Here is a 15,687-nt window from a genome sequence, read left to right as displayed (position 1 = left end):
TCCTAAGCGTCTGTTGCGACTAAGTTATACAACTTAGTATTCTTTGGTATTGGATTTTCAAAAGGTACCACAACTGGCCCAGCTACGATTAAGCCAGTACCTTTAGCTTTTGGCCGTGCTAAGTAGCGAATCTGTTTATCAGTCAGATTGACAATCTCTTTTAGGATAGCCAAATCTTGGGGTTTTTGTTTGAGTAAAATCATAAACTCACTATTTGAGAGCAATTTCCGACCTTCTTCAACAGCAGCTAGCGTTTCTACGTTCTGTGTAATTCCTGTTGGAATCGCACCGTATTTCCGAATCCGTGAATACAACGTAGTAAAGAAGTCTGCTTGAGCCTTATTTTTAAATAGAATCTGCATCTCATCAAAGTAAACCCATGTAGTACATTTCCCTTGATTCTCTACAATTTGATTCCAGATATAATCCTGAATCACCATCAAAGCGAACGGCTTCAATTTGTGCGACAACTTCTTCAGATTAAAGATAACAAAGCGATGATTGAGATCCACGTTGGTATTGTGAGCAAAAATATCCTGAGAACCAGTTGTATAGGTCTCTACTGCTAAAGCTAAGTCTTGTGCTTCGGGTTCGGGTTGTTCTTTCAAGACCTGGTGCCACTCTTTTAATGTTGGGGTATAATTCTCCGTCAAATAGCGTTCATAAGTCACACCTGTCACTCGGTCAATAATCCCAATCTGGGCATCTGTCACCTCTGACAGAATCGATTCAAACAATCCCATCAACAAGTTTGCTTTATCCCCTATTGGGTCGTCATCCTCATCATCCAAGCGATCCAGATCTGGTAGATCCAAAAGATTGATATGTGTTTTAGAACCAATCGAAATATCCACCATCTGAGCACCGAAAGCACGGCCAATATCAGAATATTCATCTTCGGGATCCACGATGATAACTCGGTCTTCTGGATATTTCAGCAAAGTTGGAATGACTTCTCCACCTTTAATCGTAGTAGATTTACCAGAACCAGAGGTACCAAGTACAACACCTGAACCCGTATTCAGATCACGTTTTCGATCTAGTGTAATGATATTGTTTGATAATTGATTCTGTCCATAGTAGCGAGCAAGTGAGCTTTCAGACTTCAAGTCCACGTTGGTAAAAGGAACTTGCGTAGCAATATTAGCTGTCGTCATCTTTCTCATAAAATTCTTCTTCACATTCAAGAAGCACTCCCCGATAGGTAGAATCGTATTCAAAGCCTCTTCTTGATAATAATAAAGATCATCAAACTCTACCCCTAATTTACGGCCAGCACGCTTAATCTTCTGTTCGTTACGTTGTAGTTCCTCTTGGCTCTCTGCCTTAAAATACACTGCAATCAAACCAGAAAAGATTTTCTGATCATACTCAGTAATCTCGTCTCGCCACTTCTTGGTAGCTTCTGAGATTTCTTGGTCACGACCAGCCACAACCGCATCATCAAAGATACCAGATTGAGCCGCCTTGCGTTTAGAACGAAGTTTCCCAATTTCAGCATCTGTTTCTGCATCGTCAATTTTCTCTAAGATTTCAACATTCTCATAGGGTTCTGCATGAATAGTAATAGCTAGTTCAAAACCTAGTGTTGTTAAATCCCGAATGAGACGATCAGACATCCAGTTAGGATAGCGGTGTGCATAGAGTACCTTGACCCAGCTATCATCTATCATCATGCGTTTTTCTTGAAATTCAATCCTGTTTGGCGCAATAAATGATTTAGTGGATAAACCTGTCAAAGCAATTTCTTTGTAATCAAAATTGACATACGGGTTACCTCGTAGTAGCTCAGAAAAGACCTTTAGGCGATCCAAACCATTCATATCCCTAAATGTAATATCAGCCTCCTGGAACTGAGTCCCTAGGGAAACTCCAATATCTTGTAGTAACAACTGAGCCTGTTTTCGGTCATCCGCATTCGTTGAAATGGTCACATACTTATGTACCTCGAAGTTGTTAGCATGTGTCGTAAATCGCTCCTTGATCATCTCATTTAGCTCCTCACGATAGTCATCGTAGCCATCGTTTGTTTCTTCAAACAAGATATTCTGCAAGGAGTTATCCGATACTCGACGATTAATGACTAGGAGCTGGTAGTTACTACCCTCATCCAGTGAATTAAGAGCATCCATCGTTGTATCGATGATACTCTCTTTTTCATCTTGTTGAGCTGTCGAGTAAGAAGCATCCCCTAGCATAAAGCTACGAGAATACTTCTCACGTGCAATGTGCATCAATCCATCTTCATGTAGACGTGTGTAATTGATCGTGTTTTGCGTTGTAGGTTTCATCTGGCGACGCAAACGATCAATTTTTTTCTTTTCTGCTTTTTCTAGTTTTTCTCTTTTGCTTTTGAATAAACTCATCTTTCGTATACATTCCTACCTTTCCAAATTCTGTCTCATAGGTTCGTTGTTGGATTCGGAAAAAGAAATTGATTTTTTCTTTAATCCGCATTCGCTTAGTCATTCCCGTACCGTACATTCCTCCAGGAACGACAAATAGAGCATCCCAAAGATAGATGTACCAATCAGGTAGACCAAAGAAGTAAATAGCAATTGTCCCTGAGACAGCTATTATCAAACACAGGTATAGAACAAGCATTCTAGTAGTTAGACCAAATAGAATTGGCTTGTCCTCGTTTTCAAATTCTCTTAAAAATTCTGATCCAATTTTTTTCAATTAGTTTCCTTCCCATCAAAAAAACAGTCCGTTTAGAACTGTTAGTGTTATGTCAGTTATTTATCACGTTCCTTTACAAGCATAGCTACAGGAATCTCATCAAGCGAAATTCTTCCATCTGTGATAGAAAAACCAAATTTTTGGTACAAATGATCTCGACGTTGATGATTTACCTTGTCTACTTCGTCTACAAAAGACAACTTTCCAACAATTTTAGTCTTTACTCCAAATAATTGACTAATATGAAGAAGAGATTCCCTTAATAATAGACTGCCATATCCTCTATTAGGATCTCTTATAAGAAAATCCCTTATTACCAATTGTTTAAATAATCCATCATAATGACCATAGAGGGCTTGAAGTTGTAACTGATGAGCGTATTTAGTCTTTCCTTGACCATCATCCAAGCTAAAATAAAGCATCTCAACCTGTTTTTTATAATTTAGGTTATAGCGCACCGTGATAATAATACGTTTATTCTGAATAGCCTTACTAAAAAGAATCATTCTTTCACTATAATTCGATTCTTCAATTCTTGGCAAATCTCTATTAAGAATGCTTAACTGTTTCTTTAACAATTTGATTTCATTCTCATAACCCCTCAGTATCGAATAGGCTTCTGTTAGACGCCTTTTGTTCCTGAAAATAGCGTTCAAAGTTTTCATCTCCTTTGAAGACCATTTTACCACGAGCCATATATTTAATCCACTGTTCCAAACGGTAAACATACTCTGTTTGACTGATACTATCGGCTATAACACAGTGCTTTATATCTTCCTGAAGAAGGGTAAGAATTCTCATGCCATAAAAAGCATCTTGCTTAGCTTCTGCATAGCGCCAAGCATAAATATATAGTTCATCACCATAACTACTCATCCGAACAGCACAAGGAATTTCATCTATCTTAACCCTACCATCCAATATCCACTCCAATAAAGGCTCCGATAATAATTCATGTTCATAGGCAAACCAAGAAAGACGTGTTATTTCTTGTTCAAGAGAAGTTATTTTATCTTTCAACTCTCTTGTACCATGTTGCTTTTGTAAATCATTAAATTGTTTATTTCCTATCTCTTTTAACGTTTCCATCGATAGTCACCTCTTTCTATAGAAACTCTCTAAACATAGGTAACATCGATTAATTCTAATTTCTCTAGACATGGATTATACTCCTAAAAGTTGCTTGGCTTTTCGACTAGTTCCAACAAGTGTAAAGATGTATATTACACCTTTAGCAATTGACGCAAAGGCTGTCCCCAAACTTCCGCTAGTTCCTGCTGCCACTTTTAACATATCTGTAGTGACTAAACCATTATATACAACAGATACTACAATTAGAATAACTCCGATAAAGGCTGAAGCTGCAAAATATTTCAGGAAGTTAATCGTGACAGTTCGTAAAGAATCCATCATAAAGAAAGCTACCAATAATGGAGCTAAAGCCTTAAGCATATACAAGTCTAAATACCTTAGGAAGATAATAATTCCAAGTATTATATTAGCTATGAATTCAGTTAGTCCACCGACTAGACCAAAAATACTTTTTTCAAACCAACCTTTGACAGCACCTTGCGCATATTGATATTTATCAAGTTGTGAAGGTACTACATGAGCAATTACTTTCACAATAATATTAAGCAATTCCAGAATGGCATCGCAAATTTGAGATGAGGCAGAAATCATGATTAAGGCAAATAAATACTTCATCAAGGCCTCTAGCCAAATCTTTTGGGTTAGCGAACCTCCTCTCGACTTGACCATTTGTGACCACGATGCCATTTCAAACCAGAAAAAAAGACCTAAAAGGATATACCCAATAGGTCTGACTGCATCAGCCATCATATTTACAGCTTGGTTTGTCGCCGAGCTGTAACTGGAAAGAGAACTAGTTAGCTCTCTAATATCTAAATTCATAGGCTACTCCTAAAATTTTATCTGAGATAGTGCTGCAACGATTGCGGCTGCAATCCCCGCAGAAGCTATGGCCAGATATACACCATTAGTCATAGAATCAGACCCATCATCTTGTCTTTGCTTATCTTTGTTCTTTCTTCCTTGAATAAAGTCGACCGCACCAGCCCAGATCCAGAAAAGACCCGTAACTGTTCCAACTCCACCTAGACCAGTAATAATTTTTGTAATGATTTCCATTTGTTTTACCTCTTTTAATTTCTTTTTTTATAACAAAAGGCACTGCAGAGATTTCTACAGTGCCAAACACATTTTTATAATTCATCAAATTCTTCACGATAAATCGTCCGAACAGTAGCTACTAGAAGAGTAAGTACTATCATAATCGGAATCTCAATATGTGGATAGGGAAGGAAATTAGTTCCACCTGCAGGTATTGGAAATTCATGAACTGCGCCATCAATCCAAGCACGTTGAACAAAACCCATAACATGAATTCCGTACCATCGGAAAAAAGCATCTCCTACCGAAGGAGTAATCCAGTGTAAGATATCAATCAAAAGCCAAAAAGGCAAAAACAGAACTAATCCAACACAACATTTAGATACAATCCAAAGTATGACAACTCCAAACGCTGATTTCACAACATTAATACACCAAAGAATGATATAAAAGGGAGCTGTAAAAATCCTAATGATAGCTACCCATAACCAGGAAAAATCACTTCCAAATTTCATAATCCTACTCCTCTACGATTTACCGTTATTATACCATAAAAATAGCTTATTTCAAAGGTTCCTAGAGTATTCTAAGCCTCTTTTTTCTTGCGCTTGCTGTAGAGCAAGCCTGCAGCAGTACCCCCCATTGCCAGACCAGCTAACAACAATTCTGCAGAAGCCTGCTCACCTGTAGATGGCAAGCTTCGTTCTGGTTGTTGCGGATGTTCTTCAGGAGTTTTTGGTTCTTCTGGAGTATGAGTCACAACCGTATTAGAAACAACTTCCACACCATTAACTGTATGAGAGTAAGTATTTTCTACTGTTCCTGACTGAATACGTGTCATTTGTAGATATGCTTCTGCTTGAAACTCTAATGTTTCTAAAATTGACTTCAAGAAAGCATCATCAAAGCTAATATCTACTTTACCTTTAGCCTTGTCTACTACTTGACTTGTGAACTTAGTTAATTCATCACCAGCTTTGAATTTTTGACCATCACTTGTTTCAAAATCTACAGTCGCAAACACTTGATAGATACTCTGATAATCATCATGTGTTTCATCATAGTCATCTCTAAACTTATATTCAAATAACTGTTCTGAGCGATCTTTTGGTATCAAGGAACCAACTAATTTATAATTAAACGTTTGATTCAACCTGACATCTTTGCCATCTAAACTTTCTTTACTTAGATGGTCAATCACCACATCTTTCTTAGGTTCAATCTTCGGAACATTATTGACTACAGTTTCAGTTACATAAGCTATACCAAAATCAACTTGATAAGCTGTATTCTCATACTTACCACCTGTTTGACCCAATTCCTTCTTGACAGTCATTGGGTTGGTAATAGTCAGAACTTCTCCAGTTTGAACGTAGGTCTTGTAGTATTCCTCTTGATTCTCCGCCTTGAATACTTGAATCGCTCCTTTTGGGATAAATCCTTGTTTTTTCAAAGATTCTTGAACTCCTACTGGAGCTTTGTCTAGACTTTCATATATAGTAGCTCTCAACCCTTTAACCACTTGCCCTTTAGAATCCGTTACTTGAACACCGTCTTGATTGATGGTAACAGCTTCTTCTGGGTAATCATCAACGATATAGAACCCTTTACCAATACGGTCTTTATCTGCTTCAATGCCCTTGTATTGGCTATAATCTGCCGTTACCTTGTAGTAGTTGACAGAGCCTGCCAAGACTTGTTTCCCATCGATGTTAACACCTTCCTTGTTAAGATTCTTTTTGGTTGGTTTAACAGTAGGAACATTATTTACAACTGTATCAGTTTTATATCCGTTACCGAAATCAACTTGGTAAGCTGTATTCTCAAATGATTTTCCTGTATTTCGCAGTTCTTCCTTAGTTACCATTGGATCAATAATTGTAACAGATTTTCCTGCTTTGATATATTGCTTAAAATAAGCTTCCGGATCATCCACTAAAAATACTTGGAAAGCTCCCTTAGGCTTAATCTCAGAACTATCTAGAAAGGCTTTAACCTTATCATTATCAACAGCTTCAATAGAATCATACTGATACACTGAAATACCAGAAACTTCTTTTCCTTCACTATCAATATAACGAATATCTGATTTATTAATAGTTACTGCCTCTTCTGGATAATCATCAATCGCACCAAAGCCTTTTAGAATAGCAGATGGATCTGCCTTTATCCCTTTATACTGATCATAATCCAAGGTTATATGGTAGTAATTCGTTGAACCAGCTAGAACTGTCTTTCCATCAATGATAACACCATCCTTGTTATGATTGTGTTTGAGAGGTTTGATTAAGTTGTTATTCGGATTGTCTGGATCATTCGGTTTACCTGGTGTTGTTACCTTAACAATATTTGAATAAGACTCAAACTCATTGTTTAAATTCAAACGGAAGTTATTCTTATAGGTTGCACCATCATTCGTTACTGTACCATACACTTTAAGAACAGGTGCGGTAAATACTTTAGTTAAATCCAAATTAACTTTAGCTAAACCTTCAGATTTCAATAACCCTTTTAACTGATGTTTAGCTTTATCATAAGTTATTGTAAAATCTGAGTTTTGAGCTACAGTTTTTGCTAAATCTAAACGATATCCTTGAGGTAAGTTGTCTGTTAGTTCGTAAATTGTAGTTTCTTCTCTGTTTGCTGCAAGAGGTTTAGTTTTCAAGTCCCAAACAACTTCTGATAACTTGGGTACTGACGAATTATTCACATTTGTACCTGCAGAGTTCTTAACTAACTTTTCTACAGTAGGCGTAGTTTTCAAGCGAGTGTATGTAACCTTAATTTCTCTCGGCGCGACCTCATTTGGCACAGGCTTTAAGTCCGGTGTAGGAGGTTCACTCGGAATAGGAACGTGAGGTTTATCTGGTTCATCTTTTGGCGAGGCTAATAAAGGTTTCTCCTTAGGAGGTGTCAATGGAGTCTTGTCCTTCTCCTTATACTCTGGTTCATCTGGTCTTGGGTTTGTAAATTCGTCTGGTTTAGGAGGTTCTTTTGGCAAAGGAACCTCACCTGTATCAGATACTGGTGGAATTTCTGGTAATAACGACTTAGGTGTAGGTTTCTCAATAGTATCCTTATTCTTTTGAATTAAGCTTGGTTGAATTGGTATTTTTAGCGGAGACGGTGGAACTAACTGATTAACCACAGAACGACCACCCCAAACCTGGAAGGTGTAACCAGCTGCGAAGATTTCATCATCGTTATCATCTTGTTGCCCGTTAGCTCTACGCTCATCATTCCAATACTTACGGTAAGAAGCTGATTGTGATTCTGTGTATGTATGTAAAGGTTTATCTCCGCGCGCTAAGTAAGTTAAGTGTTGAATAGAACCGTGACCTGCACTTACAATTGTGCCTTCTGGAGTTGCTCTGTAATCATCTACATCGATATAATCAGGATCGCCAATTTTATAACGTTCCAACCCACTTGGATCATTATGTTTGTAAACACCATCAGTTTTTACACCCATCCAATGTGTTTGTCCATTGACTGTAGTTTCCTTAATCAGAGAATCCGTTGGGTTGATTACAACACCTACCACATTGTCCCCATAAGTATGTCGCACTGCCTGTGCGTAATCTAAATCAGAGTAAATAGTAATAAGCCCTAAATCAATAGCTTTACCTGACTTCTCATCAAAGTAATGAATATCCCATTCAACATTAAGATAATTATAAGGGTTAAAATTTACAGATGAAACATCCTTGTCGTTTGTAACCTTATTCCACCAAACATTCAAACGAGTATATGTTGAAGGATTACCTGCAATTTTATGCTCAGGGACAGGAGTGTTGCGCGCTACAAACTTAGCAGAAATTGTTTTGCCTGTTTTAGTTTTACCGATGTCGTGTAAGGTGAATGTTGAACCTTGTTTGATTCCTGTGATTACAGAACCACCATAAGTTCCTTTAGAATCAGAATGACCATAGAAATCTTTATTCTCTAATCTATCGTGTTGCAAATCCTTATCTAAACTCATAGTTGTATTAACATTTGCACCCAAAGAACCATCTACTACCTCAAGATTAGGAACACTTGAATCAAAAACCGCAGTCAGCCTAGAGTAATATTCTAATGAACCACGCTTCGATTCATCAAATTCACCATAAATAGTAACACCATTCGCACTACCTTGAACTCTCTGAGTTCTCAATGCAGCTAACTTACGGTTATAGTCAGCTAAATCACTTTCGTATTGAGCATGAGCAGTTTGATACCTCAATAATGCTTTATTGTACTCATCTTGTGATTTTGCATTATCTTTATCAATCTGCTCATTTTTAAGTTTTAAATCAGCTAAAGCTTTTTCATAAGCGTCTAAAGCAGTTTTATTAGCCTGAAGAATAGCTTCATTTTCTTTCCTACGAGCTTCTACTGCTTTTGCATAAGCATCTTTATCTGAAAGATTCTTCTTAGCAATTTCTTCGTTTTTACGCTTTGCTTCAGCTAAGTCCTTCTGATACTGAGCCAACTGCTCTTTATACTTCGTTAAATCAGCATCAGACTTACTTTTTTCAACAGTCCATGTTTTTAAAGCTTCTTCGTAAGCTTTCTTAGCCTCTGCGTTTTCTTTATCAATCTCAGCATTTTTCTTTGTTTGATCAGCTAAAGCCTTCTCATAGTTAGACTTGGCAAGCGCATTTTCTTGTTTAATACGCTCATTCTCTTTAGCTACACGCTCTTTTTCAGCTTTTAAACGCTCATTCTTTTCTTGATTTTCTTTATCAATCTGAGCATTTTTAGTAGTAGCGTCTGCTAAATCTTTATCATACTGAGCTTTGGCTTTGTTATAAGAGTCTTGCTTTTCATTGTTCTCAGCAGTAATAGTTTTAATCTCTTCTTTACGAGTTTCTACTTCCTCTTTGTACTTCTTAGACTCATCTACAACAGTAGTCGCTTGTTTTTCATAAGTAGACTCAATTTCAGCAGTTTTCTTAGCTAACACATCAGGATTAGTCACCAAACCACCATCAACTTCAGTTTCTTTTACAATTAAACCTGCTTCTTTAGCAGCCGATACCGCAGACTCTACTTTTTCTCGGTTAACAGTAACTTCAACAGAGCCTGTTGATTTTTCTGCACTACCTTGGTCTTTTGTAGAATCCACCGTTGGGGCATCTTGTAAACTTTTCGCATTTGTAGCAGGATTTGGATTTACTCGTTCATCTGCTCTAACTGGACTAGTCATCAATCCTAAGGCAGCTAGACCAAGAATTACTCCACACGTTCCCCAACGTCTTGTTTTTCGGATTGATCCGAATGCTCTTGTTTCATTATTGAATTTCATGATTTCTCCTTTAACTCTTAATATAGTATTCAATATTATTCACTTACGATATAATTTGAAGGAGCTCTCGCCCTAAAATGTATAATTTTCATTTCTTTCTCCAATCAAAAAGTCACCAAGAAACCTTGATGACTTTACTTAATTTAATTTAATTTTCCTTAGATTCTCGTTTGATTTTCAACAAACTTAAAAGTGAAATAGTTAACATTCCAAAGAACCAAAGACTGGATGATTTTTCCCCCGTCTTAGGTAATTCATATCTTGCAGCAGGTGCTTGATAGACTGGATCTTTGACTTTTGCAACTTGTTCGTGCACATACTTCGCAGTCTTACCATTTTGAACTACTGTATTAGAATGAGTTCCATCTTGTTCAATACTTGCTTGCTGAACTGTCAACTCTTTTTGATTCTTAATTTCTTGCTGTGCTTCCAGATAATCACGATAAGCCGACAACAACTCTTTATGAGCCTCTAATACCTTTCTTTGTTCTACTTTTGCAGCTTCTAGTTTTGCTAGTGCTAACTCAAGAGCTGATCTCTTTTCTTTCAAAACTTCTTGAGCAGCTTCAAGATTCAGTTTTGCCTTTTTTAAGAGTTGTGGGGCATTTTGCAAAACTTCCACTCGCTCTTTTGATGCCTTCAAGGCTTCAGTTGATTCTGAAAGTAAGGCTTGACGACTGAGGACAAGTTCTTTAATTCGAGCAACTTCACCTTGTTTAGCAATCAATGCATCTTTCTCAGCAGTCAAAGCTTCATTCAGCGATTTCCATTCAGTTTGTTTTTCAGCTAGTTTATCTTTAGCTAATGCAAGTACTTCACGTTTGTTTTGCACGTCTGCATTCAACTGTTCCAAAGCCTCTTGCGCTTGTTTGTTTTCTAAACTAGCTTTTTCAAGATTTGCTTCCGCCTGCTTTAACTTAGCTTCTGCTTCAGGAGTTTTTAAAGCAATATTCTGAATATCATTACGATTAGTCACTGCATTTTGCGCAGTAACTTCTGCTTGAGTATATTCTGTCTGTGCTTGTTCTTTTCTAGCTTGTGCATCCTTACGATTCGTTTCCGCAGTATCATAAGTATCCTGAGCCTGTGCCACAGAATTTCTAGCTACTTGAATTCTTTCCTGAAGACTAGCTAGATTGTTCTTAGTATCAATTTTAACATTTTGATGGAAACCATTTTTCAGCAAATCAATTGTTTTAGAATCTGTTCCAACATAGTGCATCGCAATCAAACCAAGATCTGTCTTTCGGGTTGCTACACCAATATACTGCATCGTAACCGACTCACGATCAAGTCCTGCAAAGTTTAAAGCATGGCCCCAATTAGCATGCTTATCATAAAACAGCATCATAATCACGTTTTCGTATGCCTGTTGTTTCAGATCAGCTAATGTTACTACATTACCTGCACTTTGAAAGCCTATGTTTTCAGCAAGCAGACCTTGATTACCTTGATTTAAACCAACTTCTTTCGCAACAGTGTTCAAAGCATCTAGGTCATGCCCGTACTGATTAGTTGATAGCTGAGTTGCTTTCTGTGCCACTTTCTGCATATCTCGATTCACTAAAACTGGAATATCATCTGTTCCCATCAATCGACGGAAATCATTAATCAAATGTGCATTGAAAATGGCAAGTTCATCTTGAACTTCAGCAGATAAATGATTGACATCAGCAATCACAGTCTTTTTATCTACTTCACTGGGTTTAAATGGAGAGTTTGTATTACCGTAATAAGTCTCACCACCATCTGGAGAGCTAAATCCAGCAGCAGTCATTCCTTTCTTGGCAATTTCATGTAATTTATTTGAATTTTCTTCAGTCGGGTTATTGAAGTAAGCCTTTAAAGCTTCAGCATAGCCAGCAGGATAAGTGATAGAGGTTGTTGTCAAACTATCCAGAATACTTTGAGCCTTAGATAGATTTTCTTTAGCTACTCGATACTGATTTTCAGAGTTAGTAGCTTTAGTAATCGCTTGATCTAACTCCTGCGCTTTCACAAACCTAGTTCTTTCTGTACTCGTTACCTCTGCTTCTGCCTGTTTCAGTTTAGAAGCACGTTGGTCATCCGCTTTTTTAGCAGTCACCAAATCTTCTCGAGCTTGTGATGCAACTTTTTCGCTCATTTCTAAGTTTCGCTTAGCTGCTTCAGCATTAGCAACAATGCCTGAAACTCCAGTGCCGTCTAAAATAGCTTGTTTTTCAGCTACAATTTGTTTTGCATCTGTAACTTCTTTTGTTTTGTCAACAAGTTTTCTAGTAGCTTCTTTGACATTTGCTTCCTGATCATTAACATTCTTTTCAGCTAGCTTTTGTTCCTCTCCAGCAGAGGTCAGTTCTTCTTTAGCCTTCTTCTCAGCAGCCTCTTTTACAGAGACATCTTCTTTTGCATCTTGGATATTTTTAGGAGTAGCTTCCTTGACAGCTTTCTCCGCTTGAGTAACAGCTTCTGTAGTTTCTCCAACTACTTTCTCTGCATCTTTTACCTCGTTTTGATTAGATTTTACAATCTCCTCCTGGTTTTTTACAACTGCGTTTGCCTGATCCACATTTGCTTGGGAGATAGCAACATCAGTTTCTGTAACTGTTTTTTGAGTTACTGTCTTCTGTTGGTTCTCTGAAATTTGGTCTGAAGGTTTTACCTCTTCTGCAGTAACTTGCGTCGTTACTCCAACACTTGCAGTTGCGATAACACTAGCCAACATAACTTTCTTAACTTCATTCATGATTTCCATTTGATTTCTCCTTTTTGTTTAAAAACGTTCTTAAAATATTTATTTTATGCTTTTATTTTACTATTTTTAGAGTTTTTTATCAATTTTTTTCTTGATTTTCATTCATCTATCCGCTTAATCAAAGATAGGATATTTAGAACATATCAAATCTCCTCTCCTTGATGAAACAGATAGATGAGGACTCTATCTGTTAAATTTTACCGCTAGGTCGGTGATAACCTTTACCGGTTAGCTGTAAGATTGATTTATTTCCTTGTTTAATTCGTCTGGCAACTAAAATGTCTCCACGTTTAATGGTGCGTATATCTCTATAGATTTTAGAGTAATCTGCAATCATTTCAACGGTTTGAAGTTTTCCTGCCACATATCCTGTTTTAGGAATAAGACCATACTTACTAGTTAATTTCATTTCTTCACCACTTGCAAGCCGTGCAGTTGCATCACCTTGCAAACCTAGTCGTCTTAAGTCAGTGAGTGTAACCTCACTAGTTGATTTTATTTGATTCATATTGTCCTCCTTTTTGAATCAAAGACTGATTTACAGCCATGCCGAGTTGATGCCGTACATCTCTACTGTGTTTTTTACGCACGATTTATAGTTTAGAAATCGCAAACTCTTTCGTCTTACGGGACAAGTCAACCGTGACTTTACATCATGCAGTCAGCACTAGATATACTTTCTAGATACACACCGCCCCTATTCTTCTTTTTATGCCTAGACTGCGCTAATCAGGACAGTGGAGATATTCAATTTTCAAAGAACAAAAGTAGTTTCATGACTTGCTCAGGTCAAGTATTTTACAAATATGGAACTATCTTAATTCCAGAAAGTCAACCATCTTTCTCTTAACATGTTGCGATATCTTTAGACAACTCAGCTAAATAGTGATTCAGTTTCGTCTCCGACAGTTTATCTGGATAATAGTATGCAATCAGACTAGGGCACTCATTAGGGAATTTTCTAGCGTGCTCACTTTGTCCTGATACCTCAAGGAAACCATTTTCTTTTTCAATGAGCAAAGCCATCTTCCAAAAATGAATCATCATTTTGTAGAAGTACGCTGGAACATTCTGTATTGATTTTCCTTCAACCTCTCCTGTTTTGATTTTGAAAATCAATTTATCAAGCTCACGTTCAAGATCCTGCAGCCACATCTCTCCATAAATTTCCTGATTAGCTAAGAGGTTGTTGTAATTCTTCTCAACTTGACGTTTCGATTGATAGATTTTATTTTCAAGAATTTTTGCATCTTTTCCAAATAAACTGAGTTTCTGAACTAGTTGAGGAGAAAGGAAACCATGTTGCCCCATTTTAAATGCTTCAGAGATTGATAAATCAGATAAAGATGACTCGCAATCGTATCGATTAGTATCGTTAGATAATTCAGTCTCGTTATTCTCAGTATCATTAGCGTGTCGTTTCGAAATTTTTTGACATGTCGTTCTAACATTTCCTTGATTTTTTTGGAAGTGTCGTTTTGACATTTCCGCCATTTCCGATGGGTTGGAGTGAATTTCTTCAGCAGGGAAAACTTGATAGTCAATATTGCCCAAGTACAGTAGATTAGGCTTATTCAAACCTTGTCGAACCTCTTCTAAGAGGCCATATTCCTGGAGCTCTTTTTTTAGTTTAATAACTTTTTTATTACCATAGCCTAAAATTTCTTGAAGTTCAGTAATTGTATAAATCAGATAGACATCTCCATTTTTATCAATCCAGTTATTTCTAAGAGATAGTTCAAAACGGTCTTTCAAGATAGCGTATGTAAATTTAGCATCTGTACTCATCGGTTTATAAAGTGGCGATTCAACAAATATTTTTGGTATTCTATAAAATCTTTCACTTGATTGAATCTGGCTTGCAGAAATTCGCTTCATACTAAACACCTACTTTCAACAAAAACTGACCAGTATCAGAAAACTGAAACAAACCAAATTCCTCTAGCTCTTTCAAAATTAAATGTGCTCTCGTTCTTGTCATATTTTGTGACTTCATAATTTCTTTCAATACTAGGTCACGTGATTGTTGCGCTTGTCTTGTCATTGGGTTATCCTTTCTTATCACCAGCTGATGGTGATTTATTCACAGCTATATCATAATGTATAATGAGAAATTCTATTTTAAAGGGACAATCAATAAATTATCGAACTATTTCCTTTATCTGTTTGATAATATCTCTTTCCTTTTTATCAAGTTCTATGTATTCCTGTAGAAGTTTTGCCCTTTTTTCACTGATAGAATAAAGTTCTTTAATTAACTCTATCGATATTGTTGCGTTTGGTTTATTAGCCGTAAAGTTCTCTTCATAACCGAGGAGATATGGGATAGATACTCCAAAATATTCTGATAGTAGTTGCGCATTTTTTGCATTCGGACTTCTACTTCCTTGGTTGTAATTTCCAAGTGTAGAGTATCCTATACCAGTTGTCTCACTTATTTCTTTAAGAGATAATTTACTGTTTTTAACAAGTGACTGGAGTGGAGTCATCTTTTTACTTCCATCAATACTAGGAGCATCATCAATCCCCATCAAATAAGCAACCGAGACACCGAAATACTTAGCAAGTATCTCTGCATTATTTTTTTTAGGAGTACGCTGATTTTTTTTGTACCCAGAAAGTGTAGTTATAGGTATACCCGTATTTTTACTAACCTCTTTCAAAGTAACCCCATGATCCTCCATAAGTTTTTCCAGTCTGTTAGGTGGTTTCCTAAAAAGTAAATCATTGTTATCCATTTTCTACCTCCACTACTATTCTAACAACAGTGTTTTCTGTTAATAATCAAATCCCAGCTAATTTTCAATCAATATTGGATAAGATGAGTACAAATCCCGATTTATCCTCT

At 36.9% G+C, this 15,687-nt stretch carries 13 protein-coding genes; all 13 read right to left on the bottom strand.

Annotated elements, in window-relative coordinates:
* Positions 1-2: 2 nt before the first annotated feature.
* The gene (locus CYK18_RS06650; RefSeq protein WP_101785745.1) at positions 3-2,366 is read right to left on the bottom strand and encodes a VirB4-like conjugal transfer ATPase, CD1110 family; all 2,364 of its coding nucleotides are present in this window, start codon (positions 2,364-2,366) and stop codon (positions 3-5) included.
* Positions 2,308-2,682, bottom strand: a complete 375-nt coding sequence (locus tag CYK18_RS06645; RefSeq protein ID WP_101785743.1) for a hypothetical protein — start codon at positions 2,680-2,682, stop codon at positions 2,308-2,310. The genes CYK18_RS06650 and CYK18_RS06645 overlap by 59 nt, the downstream gene beginning before the upstream one ends.
* A gap of 56 nt (positions 2,683-2,738) precedes the next feature.
* Entirely contained in the window at positions 2,739-3,260 is a 522-nt protein-coding gene (locus CYK18_RS06640; RefSeq protein WP_101785741.1) for a hypothetical protein, read from the bottom strand.
* Between the two features lie 13 nt (positions 3,261-3,273).
* Complete coding sequence (locus CYK18_RS06635) at positions 3,274-3,771, bottom strand: hypothetical protein (RefSeq protein WP_101785739.1); 498 nt, start codon at positions 3,769-3,771, stop codon at positions 3,274-3,276.
* Between the two features lie 75 nt (positions 3,772-3,846).
* The gene (locus CYK18_RS06630; RefSeq protein ID WP_101785737.1) at positions 3,847-4,596 is read right to left on the bottom strand and encodes a conjugal transfer protein TrbL; all 750 of its coding nucleotides are present in this window, start codon (positions 4,594-4,596) and stop codon (positions 3,847-3,849) included.
* Between the two features lie 9 nt (positions 4,597-4,605).
* Positions 4,606-4,833 (bottom strand): hypothetical protein, encoded by a 228-nt coding sequence (locus CYK18_RS06625; protein WP_101785735.1) that lies wholly within the window; start codon positions 4,831-4,833, stop codon positions 4,606-4,608.
* A 74-nt stretch (positions 4,834-4,907) separates the two neighbouring features.
* A complete protein-coding gene (locus tag CYK18_RS06620) occupies positions 4,908-5,330 on the bottom strand; it encodes a hypothetical protein (RefSeq protein ID WP_101785732.1) in 423 nt (140 codons plus the stop codon).
* 71 nt (positions 5,331-5,401) lie between these two features.
* The gene (locus tag CYK18_RS10815; RefSeq protein ID WP_180948019.1) at positions 5,402-10,105 is read right to left on the bottom strand and encodes an SspB-related isopeptide-forming adhesin; all 4,704 of its coding nucleotides are present in this window, start codon (positions 10,103-10,105) and stop codon (positions 5,402-5,404) included.
* Positions 10,106-10,253: 148 nt separating this feature from the next.
* Positions 10,254-12,839, bottom strand: coding sequence for an SEC10/PgrA surface exclusion domain-containing protein (locus CYK18_RS06610; protein ID WP_101785730.1), 2,586 nt, complete (start codon positions 12,837-12,839; stop codon positions 10,254-10,256).
* 190 nt (positions 12,840-13,029) lie between these two features.
* Entirely contained in the window at positions 13,030-13,347 is a 318-nt protein-coding gene (locus CYK18_RS06605; RefSeq protein WP_101785728.1) for a hypothetical protein, read from the bottom strand.
* Positions 13,348-13,685: 338 nt separating this feature from the next.
* Positions 13,686-14,717, bottom strand: coding sequence for a replication initiator protein A (locus CYK18_RS06600; protein WP_101785726.1), 1,032 nt, complete (start codon positions 14,715-14,717; stop codon positions 13,686-13,688).
* A 1-nt stretch (position 14,718) separates the two neighbouring features.
* On the bottom strand, positions 14,719-14,883 hold the full coding sequence (locus CYK18_RS10810; protein WP_172931785.1) for a hypothetical protein: 165 nt from the start codon (positions 14,881-14,883) through the stop codon (positions 14,719-14,721).
* 97 nt (positions 14,884-14,980) lie between these two features.
* The gene (locus CYK18_RS06595) at positions 14,981-15,577 is read right to left on the bottom strand and encodes a helix-turn-helix domain-containing protein (RefSeq protein ID WP_101785724.1); all 597 of its coding nucleotides are present in this window, start codon (positions 15,575-15,577) and stop codon (positions 14,981-14,983) included.
* Positions 15,578-15,687: the final 110 nt, after the last annotated feature.

It is taken from the genome of Streptococcus mitis (assembly GCF_002860865.1).
Lineage (GTDB): Bacteria > Bacillota > Bacilli > Lactobacillales > Streptococcaceae > Streptococcus > Streptococcus mitis_AT.
The sequence above is the reverse complement of the archived record's forward strand: the minus strand, read 5'-3'. Positions and strand labels throughout refer to the sequence as shown.

What these genes read in the sequence shown, in the direction of transcription:
- CYK18_RS06625 (WP_101785735.1), bottom strand. Translation starts at nt 4,833, where the DNA reads ATGGAAATCATTACAAAAATTATTACTGGTCTAGGTGGAGTTGGAACA.
- CYK18_RS06595 (WP_101785724.1), bottom strand. Translation starts at nt 15,577, where the DNA reads ATGGATAACAATGATTTACTTTTTAGGAAACCACCTAACAGACTGGAA.
- CYK18_RS10810 (WP_172931785.1), bottom strand. Translation starts at nt 14,883, where the DNA reads ATGACAAGACAAGCGCAACAATCACGTGACCTAGTATTGAAAGAAATT.
- CYK18_RS10815 (WP_180948019.1), bottom strand. Translation starts at nt 10,105, where the DNA reads ATGAAATTCAATAATGAAACAAGAGCATTCGGATCAATCCGAAAAACA.
- CYK18_RS06650 (WP_101785745.1), bottom strand. Translation starts at nt 2,366, where the DNA reads ATGAGTTTATTCAAAAGCAAAAGAGAAAAACTAGAAAAAGCAGAAAAG.
- CYK18_RS06605 (WP_101785728.1), bottom strand. Translation starts at nt 13,347, where the DNA reads ATGAATCAAATAAAATCAACTAGTGAGGTTACACTCACTGACTTAAGA.
- CYK18_RS06620 (WP_101785732.1), bottom strand. Translation starts at nt 5,330, where the DNA reads ATGAAATTTGGAAGTGATTTTTCCTGGTTATGGGTAGCTATCATTAGG.
- CYK18_RS06635 (WP_101785739.1), bottom strand. Translation starts at nt 3,771, where the DNA reads ATGGAAACGTTAAAAGAGATAGGAAATAAACAATTTAATGATTTACAA.
- CYK18_RS06600 (WP_101785726.1), bottom strand. Translation starts at nt 14,717, where the DNA reads ATGAAGCGAATTTCTGCAAGCCAGATTCAATCAAGTGAAAGATTTTAT.
- CYK18_RS06610 (WP_101785730.1), bottom strand. Translation starts at nt 12,839, where the DNA reads ATGGAAATCATGAATGAAGTTAAGAAAGTTATGTTGGCTAGTGTTATC.
- CYK18_RS06630 (WP_101785737.1), bottom strand. Translation starts at nt 4,596, where the DNA reads ATGAATTTAGATATTAGAGAGCTAACTAGTTCTCTTTCCAGTTACAGC.